Raw genomic sequence first — 21,237 nt, forward strand, 5'->3', positions numbered from 1 at the left:
TGGAGGGATTTGTTTGCGTATTTTATTGACGAATGATGATGGTATTGGTGCAGCTGGTATTCAGGCACTTTGGCATGAGCTTTCAAAGATTGCTATGGTCGTCGTAGTCGCACCTGATGTTGAACGGAGTGCGACAAGTCAAGCAATTACAGTGCACAGTCCAATACGAGTTGATCAATATGTTTTTGATAATCCCAATATATCAGGCTGGCGCATTGGTGGTACTCCTGCTGATTGCGTCAAGCTTGCCCTGGAAACATTAATGCCAGAATTACCAGATGTTGTTGTTTCGGGGATCAATCATGGACCTAATCTAGGGACTGATGTTCTCTACTCAGGTACAGTTAGTGCGGCTATTGAAGGTGCATTACATGGTATACCGGCCATTGCTGTTTCATTAGATAGTGGAGAAAAGTCTGATTTTCAGGCTGCGGCTGAATTTACGGCGACGCTCGTAGAAAATATAAGAAATCGATCATTACCACTTAATACTTTACTCAATGTAAATGTACCGGCACTCCCTACCGCCCAATTAAATGGTGTAGCTATTACTAAGCTGGGCGTCAGGGAATATGAAAATATTTTTGAACGCAGGCTTGATCCGCGAGGGAGGATGTATTATTGGATGGGTGGTAATATACTAGATAATGAAAATGATGACGATAGTGATATTGTCGCTGTAAAAATGGCCAAAATTTCAGTAACCCCCATTCATTTTGATCTTACAAATTATAGTGCCATGGATGTAATGAAAACTTGGAAGTTATAAGAACGATAAGTTGTGTAATAAATTTGATGACTATATTTTGTGGGCATATTTATCTACAATCTGCATAGATTTACAATAGCAATAATCATACCTAACTTCAGGGAGGGAACGTTGTGTCGAAACGTATTGATCGGACGCGTTTACATACTAAACCACCCAAGGTATCGGGAACAGCTATGTTAATCATTAAAGGAGTAGTCGTTAGTTTTACTTTTTCATTAGCTTGTGTATTATTTTTAACAATGATCAGCATGATGACAGAAAATGCATACGTAGATAATTATATCCAATACATTATGGTTGGTGTGACAATGCTTAGTATTTTTAGTGGCAGTGTTTATGCTGCCCATCATGCTGCAGCAAAAGGAATGCTCATTGGTATAGCGATTGGTATTATTTATGTATTATTTTCCGTGGGCATTGGTATGGAGCTAAACCAAGGAACTGTTTCGGTATTTGTATTGGCGAATAAATTCGTAGCTGGTATTGCAGTTGGCATACTAGGTAGCTTAGTCGGTGTAAATTTATAATATCTTGTGTCATTGGTCATATACATAGTTAAGAAAATAGACTTTCTCGGTTTCTAGTAAAAAGACTGAGGCTTCTACTTGTGTTTGAGGACTTGGCATGAGCTAAGTCTTTTCTTGCTTTATGATATAATACTAGATGGAACCATCTATTTATCCCTTACCGTTGTTATAAAAAGTATATCTTATTATATTGGGTAAAATATAGTACAATAAAAAAATGAGATGATATTGTTTTTTGATGTCGTAAACTAGATCGTATAGCAGGTGATAAAATGATAAAGATTGGAATTATTGGTGGTACAGGCGTGTATGATCCAAAAATCTTAGATCATGTACACCAGGTTGAAACAATGACTCCTTATGGTGCAGTATCTTATAAAGTAGGAGATTTTGAGGGGAAAAGTATTGCTTTTATCCCGCGTCATGGTAGCAAGCATTCAATTGCTCCTCATTTGATTAATTACCGCGCCAATATTTGGGCTATGAAAAAAATAGGCGTGCGTCGAATTTTGGCTACTGCTGCAGTTGGTTCCTTACATTTACCTATGAAATTAGGCGATTTTGTATTAGTGGATCAGTTTATTGATTTTACTAAGAATCGAATTAGTACTTTTCATGAAGGTGGAAAAAGAGGAGTCGTACATGTTGATTTAACTAATCCATATTGCGATTCGCTGCGAGACAAACTATTGACAGTTGGTAAGGATATTGGACTTGAGATTCATGGCCGAGGAACATATATTTGTACCGAGGGCCCTCGTTTTGAGACCCCAGCTGAAATTGCGATGTTTGCAAAATTTGGTGGTCATTTGGTTGGTATGACCAATGTGCCAGAAGTGGTTTTAGCACGTGAAGCTGAAATTTGTTATGGGACGATTGCAATGGTGACTAACTTTGCAGCAGGAGTTTCCCCGAATCCTTTAACATATGGTGAAGTGATTAAAATCATGAATCAAAATACTGAAAATCTGAAGATGCTGCTCATGAATACAATAAAAAATATTGATATTGAGGCTGATTGTAATTGTCAGCACGCTTTGGCTGAATATGGTGGTTTTAAAATTTAAAAGGTGGTGATGATTGTTGATACCGTCTATTCAATGGAAAGATAATTACCTATTCTTGTTAAATCAGACTTTATTACCCAACCAAGTACAATATATTGAATGTCATGATTATCGCATTGTTGCAGAGGCTATTAAACGACTAGAAGTGCGAGGAGCACCGGCAATTGGAGTAGCTGCTGCTTTTGGTATTGTACTTGGAGCACGAGAATTTTCCAACAGTCAATACTTCTGGACAAGTCTGCTTAAGGTAGCTGAGGAACTCGGACAAACTAGACCGACAGCTGTTAATTTATTTTGGGCTATTGAGCGAATGATGGCTGTAGCAAGTCGATATGATCAAAATAGTGAGATTGTTGATGTTGTGTCAGCTCTAGAACAAGAGGCTGTTGCCATTGCTGATGAAGATGTAGCGATCAATTCTAAAATAGCGCATTATGGTGCAGAATTATTTACGACACCAGTTTCAGTATTGACACATTGTAATGCTGGAGCATTAGCTACGGCAGGTGTTGGAACGGCTTTAGGAGTTATTCGACAAGCTTTCGATGATGGAAACATAACGAAAGTATTTGCCGATGAAACTAGACCCTTATTACAAGGAGCTCGTTTGACAGCTTGGGAATTAGTACAAGATCATATTCCAGTGACTCTTATTACTGATAATATGGCTGGCTGGGTTATGAAGAAAAATATGGTACAAGCTGTTATTGTTGGAGCTGATCGGATTACGCTAAATGGGGATGTTGCCAATAAAATTGGTACCTATAGTGTGGCAGTCCTAGCGAAAGAACATAATATTCCTTTTTATGTCGCAGCACCTGTATCCACTTTTGATTTTACGATGGAAAGTGGTTTTGACATTCCAATCGAAGAGCGGGATGCATCTGAGGTTGCTCATTTTGCTGGTATGCGTACTGCTCCTGAAGGTGTAGATGTTTTTAATCCAGCATTCGATGTAACTCCGAATTCTTTAGTTACAGGTATTATAACAGAGTATGGTGTATTACGCGGGCCTTATCGTGAGGCAATTACAGAATTACAACAAAAAATAAAGGGAGTATGATAATATGGAATCAATGATTAGAGATATAAAACTAGCCCCTCAAGGACATGAAAAAATTAATTGGGTTAAAAATTTTATGCCTGTTCTTAACATATTAAATGATGATTTGTCAAAAACTAAGCCATTACGTGGTAAAAATATTGTGGTCACGATGCATTTAGAAGCTAAAACAGCTTATTTGGCTTTAGTACTCAAAAATGCTGGTGCAAATGTTGCTGTGACAGGCAGTAATCCTCTATCCACTCAAGATGATGTTGCAGCGGCGTTAGCTGAGCAAGGTGTTAAAGTTTTTGCTTGGTATAATACAACAGAAGCTGAGTATGAACAATTCTTACATAAAGCACTTGATACAAAACCTGATATCATTGTTGATGATGGTGGCGATTTAGTGTCACTTTTACATGGTGAACGGAGTGAATTACTTCCCAATATCCTAGGTGGTTCAGAAGAAACAACAACAGGTGTTATCAGACTTCGTGGATTGGCTGCGGAAGGAAATTTAAAGTTTCCGATGATCGCAGTAAATGATGCCTATTGTAAATATCTATTTGATAATCGTTATGGTACAGGACAATCAACATGGGACGGTATTATGCGTACAACAAATCTTACAGTAGCTGGTAAGGTCGTTGTTGTAGCTGGTTACGGTTGGTGTGGTAAAGGTGTAGCGATGCGCGCTAAAGGATTGGGTGCTAATGTTATTATTACAGAAGTTGATCCAATCAAGGCGATTGAAGCTGTGTTTGATGGTTTCCGAGTGATGACGATGGAAGATGCAGCAAAAGAAGGAGATATTTTCGTAACACTAACGGGTTGTAAGCATGTAATTTGTCGTGAACATATGGCAGTGATGAAAACAGGGGCTGTCCTTGCTAATGCTGGTCATTTTGATCTTGAAATTAATAAAGAAGATTTAAATGAAATGGCAATTTCAAAGCAAATTGTACGCAAAAATATTGAAGAATTTGTAATGAATGATGGCCGAAAAATCTATTTGTTAGCTGAAGGTCGTTTAGTGAATTTAGCTGCTGGTGATGGTCATCCGACAGAAATCATGGATTTATCTTTTGCTATGCAAGCTTTAGCTGTACTGCATATTTTAGAACATCATAAAGAAATGGAAAATCAAGTTTTTAACTTCCCTGAAGAAGTGAGTACAAAAGTAGCATTGTTGAAACTTACGGCAATGGGACTTAAAATTGATTCATTAACTGCTGAGCAGAAGAAATATTTAATGCAAGCATAAGGTATCTTCAAAAAATAACGAGTCATTCTCTGGTCTATTTATGCGATGTTTCATCACGATAACTTTTACATAGCTCAATATGTACAAGTTATCGTGATTACTTAGCGTCAAATATCCTCAGAAGCTTTGACTTTATTTTCTTTCAGATGCCAAGCATTAAGGAGTGAGTTTGAATTGGATCATACTGAAAAAATTAAAGCTGAAATTTTAGCAGTTGGTTGTAGCATGCTTGATAAGGGGTTAATTGCTGGGACATGGGGTAATATTAGTGCACGGATACCAGGTACTCAGTTTATCGCGGTTACACCATCGGGAAGAGGATATCGTGAATTAACGATTGATGATGTGGTCGTTGTTGATGAAATGGGTACAGTGATTGAAGGAGGATTAAAGCCCTCTTCAGAATTGCCTTTACATATAGAGATTTATCAAGCACGCTTTGATGTACAGGCAATTGTACATACACATAGTGTTTTTGCCAGTGCTTGTGCCGTTGCACATAAGGGGATACCGCCTATTATTGAAGACTTAGTTCAACTAGTCGGTGGTGGTGTTGATGTGGCTGCTTATGCTTTGCCAGGGACTGAAAGATTAGCGAAAAATGTTGTAGCGGCGTTAAGTATAAAAAATGCAGTCTTAATGGCTAATCATGGTGTTGTTGGATGTGGTCAATCCCTCACCGAAGCAATGATGGCCTGTGAATTAGTAGAAAAAGCAGCTCAAATTTTGATTTATGCAAATCAACTTGGAGGAGCTCAAGTACTAAGTGATGAGGACGTTGAGGTTATGCATAAATTTTATGTTGAATATTATCGCCAGCGTCAGCAGGGGAGGAAAATATAGTGGGAAAAATTTTATTAAAAAATGCAGAAGTCTTGGGCAGCAATGGTGAAGTGACTTTAGCTGATGTTGCAATCGATGACACGATCATAGTTCAGGTGGGAGATATTTCAACGGATTGGCATGCTGATCAGATCATTGACTGCACCAATCTATTAGCAGTTCCTGGTTTTGTTAATACTCATACTCATGCTGCCATGTCTCTTTTTCGCGGTTATGCTGATGACATGCAACTGATGGATTGGCTAGAAAAAAAAATTTGGCCAGCAGAAGCTAATCTAGTTGCTGAAGATGTTTACTGGGGTACGTTACTCGCGAATGCTGAAATGATAAAATCAGGAACGACTACTTTTTCGGATATGTATTTTCATATGCCTCAGGTTGCTCAAGCTGTTGCTGACAGTGGTATGAGAGCTGTGCTTGCGAGAGGCATGGCTGGTGTAGCTCCTAATGCAAATCAAGCTTTAATTGAAAGTGAAGCTTTTTTTAATGATTATCACAACTCTGCTGATGGGTGTATTACTGTGATGCTTGGGCCTCATGCTCCCTACACATGTCCGCCAGAATATTTAAAACGTGTTGTTACGCTATCTCAGCGTTTGGGTGCAGAAATTCATATTCATTTAGCAGAGACGATTGGTGAAGTTGAAGAATGTCAGAAAAAATACAGTAAATCGCCGATTGCTCTTATGAAAGAACTCGGTGTACTTGATTGTGGAGTGCTAGCGGCTCATTGTGTTCATCTATCAAGTGAAGACATTGAGATTATGAAAGAAGCCAACGTCCGAGTTGCTCATAATCCAGGCAGTAATATGAAACTTGCCAGTGGTATTGCACCTGTTGCTCAAATGCTGTCTGCAGGCTTATGTGTTGGTCTTGGAACAGATGGTACTGCGAGCAATAATAATTTGGATATGTTAGAAGAAATTCGTTTAGCTGCTATGTTACATAAAGTACAGGCTCTTGATCCACTCCTTATCCCTGCAAAAACGGCAATCAATATGGGGACAAGTTATGGTGCTCAGGCATTAGGCTTAGGAATGGTTACAGGCACGATTGCTCCTGGTTTTAAAGCCGATATTACATTATTTAATATGCATGCTCCCCATTGGTATCCACGTCATGACCGTTTATCTTTGTTGGCATATTCTGCAAGTGGTTCGGATGTACATACTGTCTTAATTAATGGTAAAGTAATACTTGATAATAAGCGATTAACAACAATTGATGAAGAGCAAGTCATGTACGAAGCTAATAAACGTGGTTTGCGCCTTGTTAAATAAGTAAGTCTGATAGTCTGTTTTTAATACTCGCTGCTTAGAAGTGTTAGTTCAATATTTTTTTATTAAAAATTAAAAGGAATTAAGTCGAAAAAGCGCGAATATATCTAGTGATATTATTTATTAAGATCAATTTTTATTTTTGAAGGAGTGTTTATCTTTATGTTAGAAACAAAAGTTCCAGTAGGTATTTCAGCTCGCCACGTACATGTATCACAAGCAGATTTAGATATTTTGTACGGGGAAGGATATCAACTGACTGTCAAAAAAGACTTGTTACAGCAGGGGCAATTTGCTTCCAATGAACTTGTTGATTTGGTTACTGAAAAATCAACATTTCCAAATGTTCGCATTCTAGGACCAGTTCGTAAAGAAACACAAGTAGAAATTTCCCTTAGTGATGCTATGAAATTAAAATTAAATGCTCCAGTTCGTGATTCTGGAGATATCAAAGGATCTCCAGGTGCGACTTTAGTTGGACCTAAAGGTAAAGTAGAGATCAAAGAAGGCGTGATTGCTGCTGGTCGTCACATTCATATGAGCTTAACTGATGCTGATGCATTTGGTGTTAAAGATAAAGACATTGTTAAAGTACGGTGTGGTGGCGAACGTGGATTAGTTTTTGAAAATGTATTAATTCGCGTTCATGAAAGTTTCCGCCTAGAAATGCATATTGACACTGACGAAGCGAATGCGGCTATGTGCAAAAATAGTGGTATGGTAGAAGTTATAAAATAATTAACATTTAAGACTTAGAAAGGATAATATTTTCTTAATTCTAAGTCATGACAATGAAGGCTTGGTACAAGCAAGTCTTTTTAATATCAGTGATTGAGTGATGTGATTCACCAAGCTTATGGCTTGATGGATCACATCATTTTTTTGCGCAATCAGAAAGGATAACATTTTCTAGGGTTTCAAGTAAGAACGACTAAGGCTTCTGCCTGTGTCTGAGGGCTTGGCACAAACCAAGTCTTTTCTTATACTAGTAGCACAATTTATACTTAACGATTCATAACATATAGTGATGGAGTTGCGAGGTGATAGCGTGTTTGCAAAGATCGATAGGCGCAAGCTAACAAATTATCCCTATAAAGTTGGAGTTGCATTAAGTGGTGGAGGAATTAGAGGTACTGCACATATAGGGGTATTAAAGGTATTGGCTGAGAATCATATTCCGATTGATTTGATTAGTGGAACGAGTGCTGGTGCGATTGTTGCTGCTATGTATGCTTGTGGGTATACTCCGCTGCAAATGCAAATAATGATACAAAAACTCAAAATTAATGAATTTATTGATTTAAATATTACAGTGGGTGATCTTTTAAAACATGGCATGAAATGGCTATACAGCGGCATGTTTCGCTTTTGGTCTGTTCTGCCAAGTGGATTGATTAAGGGTGATAAAATTGAACAATACTTCTATAGTTTATGGCAAGAAAAAACTGTTAGAGATACATTGATTCCTGTAGCTATTACTGCAGTTGACTTAAACTCAGCAGATACAATTTTTTTTACTAGTCCAGTATTTAATAATCGCACAATCTTAAATGCCCGCTATTATCACAATACATCTCTAACCGACGCAGTACGTGCAAGTATCTCAATACCAGGAATTTTTTTTCCCAAAAAATATCGCAGCATGACATTAGTTGATGGTGCTGTAAAAAATAATTTGCCAACAGATATTTTACGTCATATGGGAGCTGATATTGTCATTGGAGTCGATCTAGGTTATGATGGTCAGGCTAATTATGATATTAAAACTGTAGGAGAAATATTAATACAATGCATTGAAATTATGAGCCGAGAAGTTACACTGCTCAAATCAGAGCAATGCGCTGATATTATCATCCGTCCGAATACGTTGGATATTAATTTTAAAGATTTAAAACAAGCAATTGTATGCATTGGGCGTGGAGAACAAGCAACACAAGAAAAACTTGCTGATATTAGAAATATGATGGAATCAAAAGGATTCAAATGAATTTGTGTGACTTAAAGAATAAGTTTGCCTAAATGACAAGGTTATGCTTAATTTACTGTGTGGCGAACTTATACTTTAATTTTTGAATGTTGCGTTCATAGTTCGGTAATGTCGTAATTGATTAATAATATCTTTCATAAATAAAAAATCCTAATTGCTTTATATCTAGCAGTTAGGATTTTCTCGGTTTAAATTAAAGTAATACAGGAAGTAGTCGTTTGAGGCTTAGAATGCTATATATTCGTTAACTAAGAATTAGATATAACTCTTTTAAAGATTATAAAACCTAAATTGCAATAAGAAGTTGAACTAGTTGTGCCAAGAGGTTTAATTTTGTTTTAAACTGGGAAGTAAGCTATGCAGCATAAATCTGATCAAGGTACTCTTTAAAAATTTCTGCAGGCGTACTGTAGCCTAGAATTTTTCTAGGAAGATGATTGCACCAATCCACGATAAAAGCGATCTCATCCATGCTGTAGTCAGCAATTGGATGCCCTTTTGGAAAAAATCGCCTGAGAAGCCTATTGTGTCTCTCATTTCTTCCTCTTTCAAACGAAGAGTACGGATGTGTGAAATACACTTTAGTTTCTGTGGATTTTTCCAATAGGCTTAAATCAGCAAATTCTTGACCATTGTCACTGGTAATTGTTTTGAATACATCGGCAAAGTGCTCGCCATATTCTTGTTTGACATCAGCGATTGCAGCCATCACTGCAGGTGCTGTCTTCCCTGCTATTATCCTAGTGAGATACTGGCGTGTTTTACGTTCTGATAATGTCAATAATATCGCATCTTCCTTAGCTTTCTTACCAATTACCGTATCGATTTCCCAGTGACCAAACTCTTCCCGATCTTCAATATCGTTTGCTCTTTCTGTAATGCTTTTCCCCAGTTTTCTCTTGTTTTTTCGTACTCGGGTAGATTTTGTATTTCTTTTTAGTTTTTGTGGCAAATCTACATAGTTATACAATGTTTTAGTACAGACTCTCTCATGACGACTGAACCGATTCTGTGCGATGGATTCTCCAACGCAAGCATCGATCGACCAATTGTGTGAACGCATTTTCTGAATTACGTAATCAATGAACTTCGTTGCTTAAAAACGCTTAAATTTGCGAATACTGTGTTGATAGTTTCTTTGCCCGGCATCAGCAAAATAGACGGAAACAAGGGTAATAGAGAATGAAAGAAAGGCAAAGGCAGGCTAAAAACTGCTACAATAAAAATGTACAAGCATTTGTGACTGGCAATTATATGCCCAACCCCCAAAAGAATAGTGATGAAGTTGTTGTATGATTTCTAGTTTTATTTCATTCCAGCATCTTACTCGAAAACTATAGTCATAATTCGAATATATCATAGGTATTTGAAAATATGGATTTATTGTAATGACACTCAATAGCGGATTTGTATCATTTTTTCTTGACATTATAAATATTGTTTTATAAAATAATACTGACCTCGGTCAATAAAATATTTATAGTATATACACGTATGGGAGGAAATTTTTATGGTACAAGCTAACATAGAATGTATCGTTACATTAGAGGTTGCCAAAAGAGAAGAATTGGCAAGTTTAAAAAAAGACATGCAAACAGCATTTACCGCAGCGGTGATTGAAACTTTTGGTTCTGACTTAGATGGACCAATTCCTTCTGATAAAGATATCGAAGAATCTTTCCATGCTACAGGGGCTGTTATTTATCATATTCTTGCAAATGGGAAAAAGGTAGGCGGTGTTGTACTTACTATTGATGAAATAACACAAAATAATTCATTAGACTTGTTTTTTATTTCTGTAAATGAACACAGTCGTGGTATTGGTTTAAAAGCTTGGCAGGCGATTGAAGAAAAATACCCTAAAACCAAAGTTTGGGAAACGTATACGCCGTATTTTGAAAAACGTAATATTCATTTTTATGTAAATAAATGTGGCTTTCAAATTGTAGAATACTTCAATAAACATCACTTAGATTGTCATAAATCAATTAACGGAGAGGTACCAATAAAAGAAGATTTCTTTCGGTTTAAAAAGATCATTATGTAAGTGATTGTAGTCAGTAGAGTTGTGAGCTATTACTAGGATGAATGAAAGTATAGCGTTTTTCTTATAAGTTTTATCTAGTTAGGAGGCACGGTTTATTATGAGAATTAGAAAAGATCCCAAAGTCCGGCAAGAAGAGCTCATTGATGCGGCCTTAGATTTATTTAGTTCTATTGGTTATAAAAAAACAATGATTGTTGACATAGTGAAGAAGGCTGGTGTAGCCAAAGGAACCTTCTTTTATTATTTTCCAACGAAGGAAGCTGTTTTAGAAGCCATCTGCACGCGCTGGGCAACTGAAATGGCCACATCGTACTTATTAAAAAGTCAACAGGATATGGCAATAAAAAAACTGCAAATCTTCATTTTGCAGTTAGCACTTCCCAGCCAAGTTGATGTTATTATTGATAGGCTCTGGAATGAGAAAGAATTTGATTTAGTTTATACAATTTGGCAAAAACAGGTTGAAAACGTCTTTAACCCTCTTCTAAATGATATTATTCAGAAGGGAAATCAAGAGGGGACCATGCATGTGAATTGTATAAAGGAAACCGTTGCTTTTTTCTGGAGTACAGTAGAATGCTTATTAGATATTGCGTATCTAAAAGAATCAACAGAAATATTGTTAACCAAAATAAAAATTGCTGAATCGATACTGGAACGAATTTTGGGAATCGAAGAGGGGAGGCTCCAATTATCCATTTGCTAAGTTTAAGTTGCGTAGAAAATGCGCATCTTTTTTTACTAACCAACTGACCTGGGTCATAATGCAATTATAGTGATCCTAAAGGGTTAGGATCACTGGAGCAATCATGTATAACTCGTACTGATAGGGAGCAGTACATAAAAAATTTTTTTTATAGAAAGGAAGAGTTTATGAACCTGAAAAAAACACTGATTTTGTGGAGTATGGCCCTTAGTTTTTGCGGCATGCCCCATTTAAGCTACGCCCAACCGATACAATTGACGATCGTAGACAGTATCCAGCTTGCTCTTACACATAGTCCAACAATCAAAGCGGCCGAAGCGGAAACAGCTAAAGCAGAGTGGTTGCTCAAAGAAAATCATTCAAATTATTTGCCTATTATCAGCGTCAATCATATTCAAACCCAGAATTACCCAGGAACTGTTGATTCGCCATCCACTTCTCGCTCTTCATTTATTGAAGCAAAAACGACCTTATACAGTGGTGGGCTCAATGAAGGTCTCACTGCTCAGGCTAAGGAACTTTATACAGGTGCGCAGTATAATCTTGCGCATACCAAACAACAAGTGATCGCCAATACCTATCTGGCCTATTATAATGTTTTGCAAGCTGAAAAAAACGTGGGGCTCGCTGCTGAGGCGGTTCAGCGTTTGACACAACATTTGGCCACCGTTGAGGCACAATACGCTGAAGGGATTGTGATAAAAAGTGATGTGCTACGGACTGAAGTCGAGTTGGCTCAGGCCAAGCAAAACCACAATAAAGCTCAAAATGCTTGCAGACTGGCGAACAATCATTTTATGACCTTACTTGGACTTTCTGCTGATAAAGATATCACGTTAGTAGATACTGGTACGGTATCTGCCTATGAGGGGCCTATTGATCAGGCGATTCAAACCGCATTAGTGAAACGATCAGAACTAAAACAAGCCTATCAGGAAAAAAAAGCCGCCTCTCAGGGCATGCAAATAGCCCAAAGTGGTCAATTGCCCACGGTAAACTTGTCGATCAAAAAAGACTGGCAAAACCAGAGGGCCTCCACCAATCCTTGGTCTGCTCAGGTAGCCATATCATTCAACGTATTTGACGGTAGTAAAACCAAGGCAAAAATCAAACAAGCTGAATGGGAAACCGCACAGAAACATGAACTTCTACAGCAAAAAACAGAGCAAGTCACCTTAGAAACTAGAGAAGCCTATTTTAATATGCAAAACGCCCGCGCTGCTCTCGACATTGCCTCTCAGGTTGTCGCCAAAGCCGAAGAAGATTACACGATTGCTCAGGTGCGTTACCAGGCCGGTATTGGCATTAATTTGGATGTCATCGACTCACAGGGGGCGCTGACATCAGCTAAACTCAATTACATTAACGCTTGCTATGACTACAATAAGTATATTATACAGTTAGCGCAAGCTATGGGCACTATTACGGAGGTTGATATCCATGCAAAACAAGAAACCACACGTTAGAAAATTGATGATATTATTGATTTTGACATTGTTCATTGGTACTGCTAGCTGGCGAATCTACAATGCTCAGCAGCAGGCTAGCTTGGCCATTGATCCTTTAGCAGTCACTACCGTAGCAGTGAGGGAAACGCCAAAAGCAAACACACTTAAATTGACAGGTACAGTAGAAGGTCTAACATCTGCGAATATCAGCAGTCGTCTTGCCGGGAAAATTCATCAGATACTCGTTGAAGACGGTCAGGCCATTTCCCAAGGAGCAATACTTATGACACTAGATACCGTAGAACTAGGAAATGCGGAACGGATTGCTCAAAATAATGTCCGGCAAACAGAGGCCAATTATAATACCGCTCAGGTTGACTATCAGCGCTATTATAATCTGTATGGGAAAAACGCCGTTACCAAACAGCAGCTAGAGAGTGTACAGACCCGAATGATTACCAGTCGTATCGAAGTCGATAATGCCTATGCAAATCTGAATAATGCGCAGAAGCAAATCGCTGACGGTAGCATCGTAAGCCCAGTAACTGGTGTGGTTGCTAATAAAGCGGTCACCATCGGTCAGGTTGTCTCACCTGGCACAACTCTTCTTACGGTAGAACAAATTGACCAAGTCTATGTTGTGGTAAATATTGAACAAAAAGACATTGCTACAGCAAAACTGGGAGCTACCGTAACCGTTGTGGTAGACTCTTATCCTGGCCAGTCATTTACCGGAACGGTAACGGTTATTAATCCAGTAGCCGGCAACGAAAGTCGTATGTTCCGGGTGAAAATCAAAGTGGATAATTCTGAACAGTTATTAAAACCAGGCATGTTTGCCAAAGCAACCTTGACAGCGGGTGAACCACAATCCGTATTGGCCATACCGCGAAATGCTATGATGAGCCAAAAGGGCTTACATTATGTTTATGTTGCAGAAATGGGTCAAGCAAAAAAAATACTGGTAGAAACTGGTGAGCTAATTGGCGATCTGATTGAGGTGAAAGCAGGACTCAAGGTCGGTATGGCTGTGGTGATCGACAACCTGGATAAAATTAAAGATGGTGATGCCTTACTACGGGAAGGGAGTATAGACCGATGAGCTTACCAGAAATTAGCATCAAGCGTCCAGTCTTTGCTACTGTTACCCTTCTCGCTCTTATTCTACTGGGAATTGTTAGCTACTTTCGCATGAACGTGGACGAAATGCCGGATACAACTCTTCCTTACGTATCAGTCAATATTACCTATGAAGGTGCACAGCCAGAACAAATTGATGCGCAGATCACCCAAAAAGTAGAAGAAGCCGTTGGCGAATCCAAAGGGGTAAAACATATCCGGTCTACCTCCCGTGAAGGCGAAGCGGAGATTGGTATTGAATTTAATTTGGATATTGATCCAGCCATGGCAACGCAGGATGTTAGGGACAAAATCAGCGCCATTCGTAGCGAACTGCCTGACAACATGAAAGAGCCAGTCATCGCTCGCTATGATATGAAGGCGGCTCCAGTTGTTGCGATTGCTTTTACTAGCGAAACTGTCAATCGCCGTGAATTAAGTGTTTTCGTAGATGACGTGATGAAACCTCGGTTGCAAAAAATTGCTGGCGTTGGTCAGTTGAAAATAACGGGTCTTCAGAAACGCGAGATTCAGTTGTTGTTAGATCAGGACAAAATGACTGCTTTTAGTTTTTCCATACCAGAAATTACTCAACGCTTACAGCAAGAAAATCAGGATATTCCCGCTGGTAAGCTTATGGCAACCAACCAAAACTTGTTGGTACGCACTGCAGGTAATTTCAAAGATCCTCAGGATTTTCTCTCTGTCGTAATCGGCATGAGAAATGGTGTGCCAGTATATTACGGACAAATAGGCACTGTCAAAGATGGGATCAAGGAAATGGAGGCAATTGCCCGTTACGATAACCAACCGGCCATTGGTCTTGAAATCGGTAAACAATCTGGTGCCAATGCTGTAAAGGTAGCCACACAAGTAAAAGCTGAACTGGAAAAAATTCAGCAGAGCTTGCCGAAGGGGATTGCTATGCATGTGGTTCGTGACGATGCCCAACGTGTAGAAGATTCGATTCATGAAGTGTGGTTCGATCTCATTATTGGCGGTTTTTTTGCCGTTGTGATTGTATTGTGGTTTCTTGGTGACTGGCGCAGTACCATCATTAGCGCCATAGCGATTCCTGCTTCGATTGTGTCCACATTTTTCTTTATGAAATTGGCCAATTTTTCGGTCAATAGCATGTCTCTCATGGGGTTGTCTCTATCAGTCGGTCTCTTGATTGACGACGCCATTGTCGTCATTGAAAATATTATCCGGCACCGACAAATGGGTAAGTCAGCTAGTCAGGCTGCTGCGGAAGGAACCAAAGAAATCTCCTTGGCGGTTATGGCGACTACCTTTACGGTGGTAGCTGTATTTTTCCCCGTAGGCTTTATGTCTGGTTCAGTTGGACAGTTTTTCAAAGAATTTGGATTGTCCATTGCCTTTGCCGTATTAGTATCTCTCTTCATTTCCTTTACTTTGACACCGATGATGGCGGCCTTGTATCTGCCGAATGAGCAGCAGCAGGCGCCAAGTCGTCTGAGGCAGTGGTGGTTAAAGTGGAACGGTTGGTTTGATCATCTTGCTGATGCTTATGCTGCGCTACTCAATACACTGCTTCATCAGCACCGCAAAAAAGTACTAGCGGGAGCCTTCGCCTTGTTTATGCTGAGTATGATGCTATTTCCATATCTAGGTTCTTCTTTTATTCCTACCACTGACAAGGCTCAGTTTACTGTCAAGATAAAAATGCAAGCGGGTGCAACGGTGGAGTCCTTGGATAATAGCGCACAAAAGATGGTCGAAGAACTCCAGTTGTTTCCTGAAATACAGCATATTTACAGCACTTCGGTTAGCGAAGAACAAACATTGTTTGTTACACTGGTGCAAAAAAAAGAACGACAGCGTAGTCAGGCTAACGTTATTAGTGAAGTGCGCCAAAAACTCAACAGCCTCTCTGGTGTTCGGGTCGATATAGAGCAAGGCGACGGTAAACCCGTTGCGGTTTCGATAACAGGTGATTCCGTAGAAAGGTTAGGGGAAATCGCCAATGAACTACAGAAAAGAATGGAAAACATACCTGGTGTGCAAGACATTGTTAGCAGTCACCGCCCTGGTACACCCAATCTAAATATTAGCATCAAAACAGAGCGGGCTAATGATTTGACCGTTTCCGCTGCTACCATTGGCAATAGCCTGCAAACATTGTTGGCTGGAACGATCATCGGTAAATACAGCGATCTTGACGAGCGTGTCGATATTCGTGCACGCCTGACAGCCATGGATCGTAGCCAACCAGACAGCCTGAATAGGATCTATGTGCCCAGCGAAAAAATAAAAGCTGATGGGCAAAAAATGCTCATCCCCCTGTCACAGGTAGCTGAGTGGCAATATATAACAAGCCCAGCAGAAATTAATCGTTATGATCGGCAAAAAGAAATCCGTCTGACTGCCAATTTAGAGAAAACGACCCTCGGTGACTTTAATAATCAGTTTTATCCTAGCATACAAGACATGCCTATACCTGTCGGTTATCAGATCGGTGCTGTCGGTGAATCGGATGATATGGATGAATCCTTCTCCAGTATGAGTATTGCTCTAGCTCTTGCAGTTTCCTTCATCTTCATGATATTGGCAGCGCAGTTTGAAAGCTACAGTGAACCTTTTGCCATCATGCTCTCCTTACCTTTAGCCATCATTGGTGCTCTGCTTGGATTATTCTTGGCAGGTAGCGATCTCAGTCTGATTTCATCAATTGGTATTATGATGCTCATGGGGTTGGCTACTAAAAATGCCATTCTTTTAATCGACTTTGCCAAACAACGAATGCAAGATCATATCTCTTGTAATGAGGCTTTGGTAGAGGCAGCTCGCATCCGTTTGCGGCCTATACTAATGACTAGCGTTGCAATGATTTTTGGGATGCTCCCCATTGCATTGGGATTTGGCCCCGGTTCGGAAGCGCGTGCTCCCATGGCGCATGCTATCGTCGGTGGTTTGATTACTTCAACATTACTTACTTTGCTGGTTGTACCTGTCGTTTATTCTCTAATTCATGACTGGAAAATTCGTAAAATTTCCTTGATAAATGAAAATTTAACAAGGGAGTAGCATATTTTGATAGTCGTATCTAGCTAAATTTTTACGCTGGGGGGCGCAACTCATTTGCCCTGAAGGGATTTTTCCCGACGGCCGCGCGACATTCTTTCGGTGATTTTTGCAATGTACTGATATTAAAAATATGATGGAATCAAAAGGATTCAAATGAATTGATAGTAAAAAGAATAAAATTAATAAAGAAGAAAACCCTACAAAATTGTCATATTTTGCAGGGTTTTCTGCAATTAGTGGTAAATATAATAGTATAAGTGACAATTATATGTAAAAACTTTTGCGAACCAATTAAAGATGTCTTATTTATCACACCATGAAAATCAAATAATAGAACTTACTAAATTATTTTAATAAAGAGGTGTAATATGAGTAAAGTGAAATTTGCAATAGTTGGGTCTGGATCGATTGTTCCTATTCATGCTCAGGCAATCTCAAGTATACATGATGCTGATTTAGTTGCTATTTATGGGCGTTCTGTGGGGCGGGTGAAAGAATTTGCTGCTCAATATAATTGTGATTGGTATGATAATTATGAAGAAATGTTAAAACGAACTGATATTGATGTAGTATCAATATGTACTCCCAATGGAACGCATGCCGATTTGGGGATTGCAGCTGCAATAGCAGGTAAACATGTTGTTATCGAAAAACCAATTGATGTCACCTTAGAAAAGGCCGATGCCTTGATTGAAACTTGTCAAAAACAAGGAGTTAAGCTCGGGGTTATCTTTCAAAGACGTTATTGCGATGGTGTGATGGCTTTAAAGAAGTTAGTCGAAGAAGGGAAATTGGGGAAACTACTTTTTGGAGGATGTTATATTAAGTTATATCGCAGTCAAGAATATTACGATAGCGGGACATGGCGCGGTACATGGGAGATTGATGGTGGTGGTATCCTGATGAACCAAGGTATTCATTATATTGATATGTTGCAATTTCTAGTAGGACCAGTCGCAGAAGTCACAGGATATTGTGGAACTTTTGGTCATACAGGTCTTGAAGTTGAGGATACTGCTTCAGCTGCAGTTAAGTTTCAATCTGGTGCATTGGGAGTCATTGAAGGGACCACTTGTGCTTATCCAGGCCTGGTTTCTCGTGTTGATGTCTATGGGACAGAAGGAAGCGCAGTTATTGAAAATGATGTACTTACTTCTGTTCAACTAAAATCTGGTTATGAATATAAGGCAAACAGTAATTTGGAAAACGCAGGAGTCAGTAGTCCTGATATTTCTTTTGAAGATCATCGACGTCAATTTCAAGAAATCGTTACCGCTTTCCAAAATGATCGAGAATACTCAATTAATGGCTTAGAAGGACGGAAATCTTTGGAAATTATTTTAGCTATTTATAAAGCTGCATTTAATAACGATAAAGTAGTGTTACCTCTAACTGATAGTTTATTTTTAGAACAATTGAAAAGAACAGGTGGATTTAATTCTGGGAGTTGATGGTTTAAAGATCTTTTGACATTTTTTTGAATAGTTATAGCTAAGAAGTTATCTACATGAAAGCGAGATAGGATATGAATTGGATCAATTTGATAACAAAATATACTCCTTATAATGAACAAGAAAAAAAAGATAAAGAAATTATATTATCATGTATTACTATGTTTGATGATGTTTTAAGCAGAAATAATGCAATTACACACATCACGAGCTCTGCATTTGTCGTGAATAAAACTAAAGATAAAGTATTAGTCGTACACCATAATATCTATAATTCATGGTCATGGACAGGAGGTCATGCAGATGGAGAGGAAGATTTATTAGCTGTTGCAATAAAAGAATTAAAAGAAGAAACAGGAATAAAAAGTGTTCAGCCTATTAGTTCACAGATCTTTGCACTTGATATACTGCCTGTGTTAGGACATATAAAACAAGAAAAATATGTGTCTGCCCATCTACATTTATCAGTTGCTTTTTTGATTGAGGCTGATGAAAATGAAGTACTGATTGTTAAAGAGGATGAAAATAGTGATGTAAAATGGATTCCTATTGATGAAATGACTTTATATTCCAATGAGCCTCATATGCAGAAAGTCTATGCAAAAATAATTTCTAAGCTTAAGAAAAGGGAAAAAATGTAGAATCGTTAGGTAAAAGAATTAAGGATAAGATAATTGTCTCCTTGATATGGGAAACATGAGAAATCTTAGTAAGGAGACAATGGAATGAGTAATGAGATAGAATGTAAACCAGAGAGTAACAAGAAGAATCTATCTAGTGAGATTACAACGAGTCAACTCTTTCGTGCATGGCTATACATTGGGTTTACGTCATTTGGTGGTGGCGCTGTTACTTCATATCTGATTCAAGAAACTTTTATTTATAAGCACAAATGGATAACTGAAGAAGACTATGCTCGTATCCTGGCAATGTGCCAAATCGTACCCGGTATCAATATACTTGCCACTACAATACTGATTGGTAAGCAGCTTAGAGGAGGAATGGGGATTGCTGTCTCACTGACGGGCCTTGTTTTACCTAGTGCGATCATCACTGTTGGGATGGCTGCGATCTATGCGAGCCTTAGTAATTTTTCACGAGTACAAGCTGCTTTACGTGCAGTATTTGCTGCTATTTTTGGTATTTCTATTGCTACTAATTGGCGCAACGTAAAACCGATTCTTGAGAGTAATCTTAGACGAGGATCATTCTCATTATTGACGATGCTGAGTATTATGATCGGTAGTGGAATAAGTTATGTGTTTTTTCAACCACCAGTGAGTGTTTTATATCTTGTAGGTGGGTTATGTGGAGCACTTACTTATTGGTATGCGGCTAAGAATATTCGGAGGGATTAGTCAATGGATTGGGTTATGTTTTTTTTGATTGTATTTAAGGCGGTATTGTTTTCGACGGGTGGTTTTGGTCCTTTACCCAGTCTGCATACAGAGCTAATTGCCCATGGTTGGGCGACTGAAAAACAATTTGCCGAAGCCCTGGCAGTTGGACAAATTACTCCAGGCCCTAATGGGCTTTGGGTAATTAGTTTATGTTATTTAATTGCTGGTTTACCAGGAGCAATCCTTGCATGTATTGCCTTACTTTTGCCACCACTGTTAATTTTGATTGTGGAACGTGCTCATGCATCGATTGCCAACCACCCTGCAACTCAGGGGTTACTTGATGGTGTTGTACTTGTAATTGTTAGTTTTAGCATCGTTGTCTTAGCGGGAATTTTTCGGAGCAATGGGATTGATATTGACACGATGATCATCGCGATCATCAGTATTGTTCTTGCCATATCAAGACGGGTATCGACTAATGTAATACTTATATCGGCTGCTTTGGTTGGTTTACTATGGGGTTAAACGATATAGATAAAATCAAGAAGATTGATATAGTGCTAGAAAAGATAACTTTCGTAATTTTTAATGAGTGTAGAGTAAGTTATCGATTGTATTACAAATGACGATGGATTTATCATTTACGTTCAGATTTTATATTAGAAAAGAGGAGCTTTTATGAAAAAATATTTTATGTTTTTAAATTATCTTTTTTATTCGAATCGAGACTTAGGTTTACTTATTTTTCGTTTAGGCATAGGTTGTATGTTTATGTGGCACGGTTTCCCCAAAGTATTTGGTGGAGAACATAAATGGATTGAGATTGGACAAGCAATGGGCACATTAGGGATTCACTTTGCTCCTGCATTTTGGGGCTTACTGTCAGGTTGTACAGAATTAATCGGAGGTTTTCTTTTTATTTTGGGTTTATTTTATCGCCCCACTTGTTTTTTACTGATTGGTAATATGAGTATGGCATTTGTAAGTCAAATGCTAGAGGGCAAAGGTTTATTAAAAGCTGCACAATCAGTAGAGGATGGATTTAGTTTCATTGGGGCTTTGTTTGTTGGACCAGGAAAATATAGTTTGGACTACTATTTAGGATTAGTAGCACTTGATGACACCGATACGACGATATTAAAAAGACATAATAGAGTACGATCATTGTATTAAAAGGATCAGGTATACTTTACTTTTAAAAAAGGCTCACTAAGCAATATATGGATTGCTTAGTGAGCCTTTACTCATCGTTAAAATTTTTATGATGATATTTTAGTATCATTGCTCTGTTGG

The 21,237-nt window shown here is 38.6% G+C and carries 20 protein-coding genes; 19 read left to right on the forward strand and 1 reads right to left on the reverse strand.

Annotated elements, in window-relative coordinates:
• Positions 1–13: 13 nt before the first annotated feature.
• The 9 genes from surE (at position 14) to ACAN52_RS03405 (ending at position 8,782) form a co-directional block, all read left to right on the forward strand.
• Positions 14–769, forward strand: a complete 756-nt coding sequence (gene surE, locus ACAN52_RS03365; RefSeq protein WP_378952225.1) for a 5'/3'-nucleotidase SurE — start codon at positions 14–16, stop codon at positions 767–769.
• Positions 770–882: 113 nt separating this feature from the next.
• Positions 883–1,299 carry a TIGR04086 family membrane protein gene (locus ACAN52_RS03370; protein ID WP_378952228.1) on the forward strand — a complete coding sequence of 139 codons (417 nt, stop codon included), beginning with the start codon at positions 883–885 and terminating at the stop codon, positions 1,297–1,299.
• A 257-nt stretch (positions 1,300–1,556) separates the two neighbouring features.
• Positions 1,557–2,366 carry an S-methyl-5'-thioadenosine phosphorylase gene (mtnP, locus tag ACAN52_RS03375; protein ID WP_378953088.1) on the forward strand — a complete coding sequence of 270 codons (810 nt, stop codon included), beginning with the start codon at positions 1,557–1,559 and terminating at the stop codon, positions 2,364–2,366.
• Positions 2,367–2,385: 19 nt separating this feature from the next.
• The gene (gene mtnA, locus ACAN52_RS03380; RefSeq protein ID WP_378953090.1) at positions 2,386–3,429 is read left to right on the forward strand and encodes an S-methyl-5-thioribose-1-phosphate isomerase; all 1,044 of its coding nucleotides are present in this window, start codon (positions 2,386–2,388) and stop codon (positions 3,427–3,429) included.
• A gap of 4 nt (positions 3,430–3,433) precedes the next feature.
• Positions 3,434–4,675, forward strand: coding sequence for an adenosylhomocysteinase (locus tag ACAN52_RS03385; protein WP_378952231.1), 1,242 nt, complete (start codon positions 3,434–3,436; stop codon positions 4,673–4,675).
• Positions 4,676–4,849: 174 nt separating this feature from the next.
• Positions 4,850–5,518, forward strand: coding sequence for a class II aldolase/adducin family protein (locus ACAN52_RS03390; RefSeq protein ID WP_378952234.1), 669 nt, complete (start codon positions 4,850–4,852; stop codon positions 5,516–5,518).
• Positions 5,518–6,798: an amidohydrolase gene (locus ACAN52_RS03395; RefSeq protein ID WP_378952237.1), complete on the forward strand. Its 1,281-nt coding sequence runs from the start codon at positions 5,518–5,520 to the stop codon at positions 6,796–6,798. The genes ACAN52_RS03390 and ACAN52_RS03395 overlap by 1 nt, the downstream gene beginning before the upstream one ends.
• A gap of 159 nt (positions 6,799–6,957) precedes the next feature.
• Positions 6,958–7,533 (forward strand): phosphate propanoyltransferase, encoded by a 576-nt coding sequence (gene pduL / locus ACAN52_RS03400; RefSeq protein WP_378952240.1) that lies wholly within the window; start codon positions 6,958–6,960, stop codon positions 7,531–7,533.
• A gap of 310 nt (positions 7,534–7,843) precedes the next feature.
• Entirely contained in the window at positions 7,844–8,782 is a 939-nt protein-coding gene (locus ACAN52_RS03405; RefSeq protein ID WP_378952243.1) for a patatin-like phospholipase family protein, read from the forward strand.
• 355 nt (positions 8,783–9,137) lie between these two features.
• On the opposite strand, the gene ACAN52_RS03410 is transcribed toward ACAN52_RS03405, so the two are convergent.
• On the reverse strand, positions 9,138–9,866 hold the full coding sequence (locus ACAN52_RS03410; RefSeq protein WP_378953092.1) for an IS30 family transposase: 729 nt from the start codon (positions 9,864–9,866) through the stop codon (positions 9,138–9,140).
• A gap of 426 nt (positions 9,867–10,292) precedes the next feature.
• On the opposite strand from ACAN52_RS03410, the gene ACAN52_RS03415 reads away from it, so the two are divergent.
• The 10 genes from ACAN52_RS03415 to ACAN52_RS03460 all read left to right on the forward strand — a co-directional run bounded on the left by ACAN52_RS03415 (position 10,293) and on the right by ACAN52_RS03460 (position 21,117).
• Entirely contained in the window at positions 10,293–10,829 is a 537-nt protein-coding gene (locus ACAN52_RS03415) for a GNAT family N-acetyltransferase (protein ID WP_378952246.1), read from the forward strand.
• Between the two features lie 97 nt (positions 10,830–10,926).
• Positions 10,927–11,535, forward strand: a complete 609-nt coding sequence (locus ACAN52_RS03420) for a TetR/AcrR family transcriptional regulator (RefSeq protein WP_378952249.1) — start codon at positions 10,927–10,929, stop codon at positions 11,533–11,535.
• 167 nt (positions 11,536–11,702) lie between these two features.
• The gene (locus ACAN52_RS03425; protein ID WP_378952252.1) at positions 11,703–13,001 is read left to right on the forward strand and encodes a TolC family protein; all 1,299 of its coding nucleotides are present in this window, start codon (positions 11,703–11,705) and stop codon (positions 12,999–13,001) included.
• Positions 12,976–14,085: an efflux RND transporter periplasmic adaptor subunit gene (locus tag ACAN52_RS03430; protein ID WP_378952255.1), complete on the forward strand. Its 1,110-nt coding sequence runs from the start codon at positions 12,976–12,978 to the stop codon at positions 14,083–14,085. Before ACAN52_RS03425 ends, ACAN52_RS03430 begins: the two co-directional genes overlap by 26 nt.
• On the forward strand, positions 14,082–17,150 hold the full coding sequence (locus ACAN52_RS03435) for an efflux RND transporter permease subunit (RefSeq protein ID WP_378952258.1): 3,069 nt from the start codon (positions 14,082–14,084) through the stop codon (positions 17,148–17,150). Before ACAN52_RS03430 ends, ACAN52_RS03435 begins: the two co-directional genes overlap by 4 nt.
• 368 nt (positions 17,151–17,518) lie before the next feature.
• Positions 17,519–18,601, forward strand: coding sequence for a Gfo/Idh/MocA family protein (locus ACAN52_RS03440; protein WP_378952261.1), 1,083 nt, complete (start codon positions 17,519–17,521; stop codon positions 18,599–18,601).
• 74 nt (positions 18,602–18,675) lie between these two features.
• A complete protein-coding gene (locus ACAN52_RS03445; RefSeq protein ID WP_378952264.1) occupies positions 18,676–19,242 on the forward strand; it encodes an NUDIX hydrolase in 567 nt (188 codons plus the stop codon).
• An 84-nt stretch (positions 19,243–19,326) separates the two neighbouring features.
• Positions 19,327–19,959, forward strand: a complete 633-nt coding sequence (locus ACAN52_RS03450; protein WP_378952267.1) for a chromate transporter — start codon at positions 19,327–19,329, stop codon at positions 19,957–19,959.
• Between the two features lie 3 nt (positions 19,960–19,962).
• Complete coding sequence (locus ACAN52_RS03455) at positions 19,963–20,469, forward strand: chromate transporter (RefSeq protein WP_378952270.1); 507 nt, start codon at positions 19,963–19,965, stop codon at positions 20,467–20,469.
• 153 nt (positions 20,470–20,622) lie between these two features.
• Positions 20,623–21,117 carry a DoxX family protein gene (locus ACAN52_RS03460; protein ID WP_378952273.1) on the forward strand — a complete coding sequence of 165 codons (495 nt, stop codon included), beginning with the start codon at positions 20,623–20,625 and terminating at the stop codon, positions 21,115–21,117.
• Positions 21,118–21,237: the final 120 nt, after the last annotated feature.

This window comes from Pelosinus sp. sgz500959, assembly GCF_042610375.1.
GTDB lineage: Bacteria > Bacillota > Negativicutes > DSM-13327 > DSM-13327 > CTSoil-075.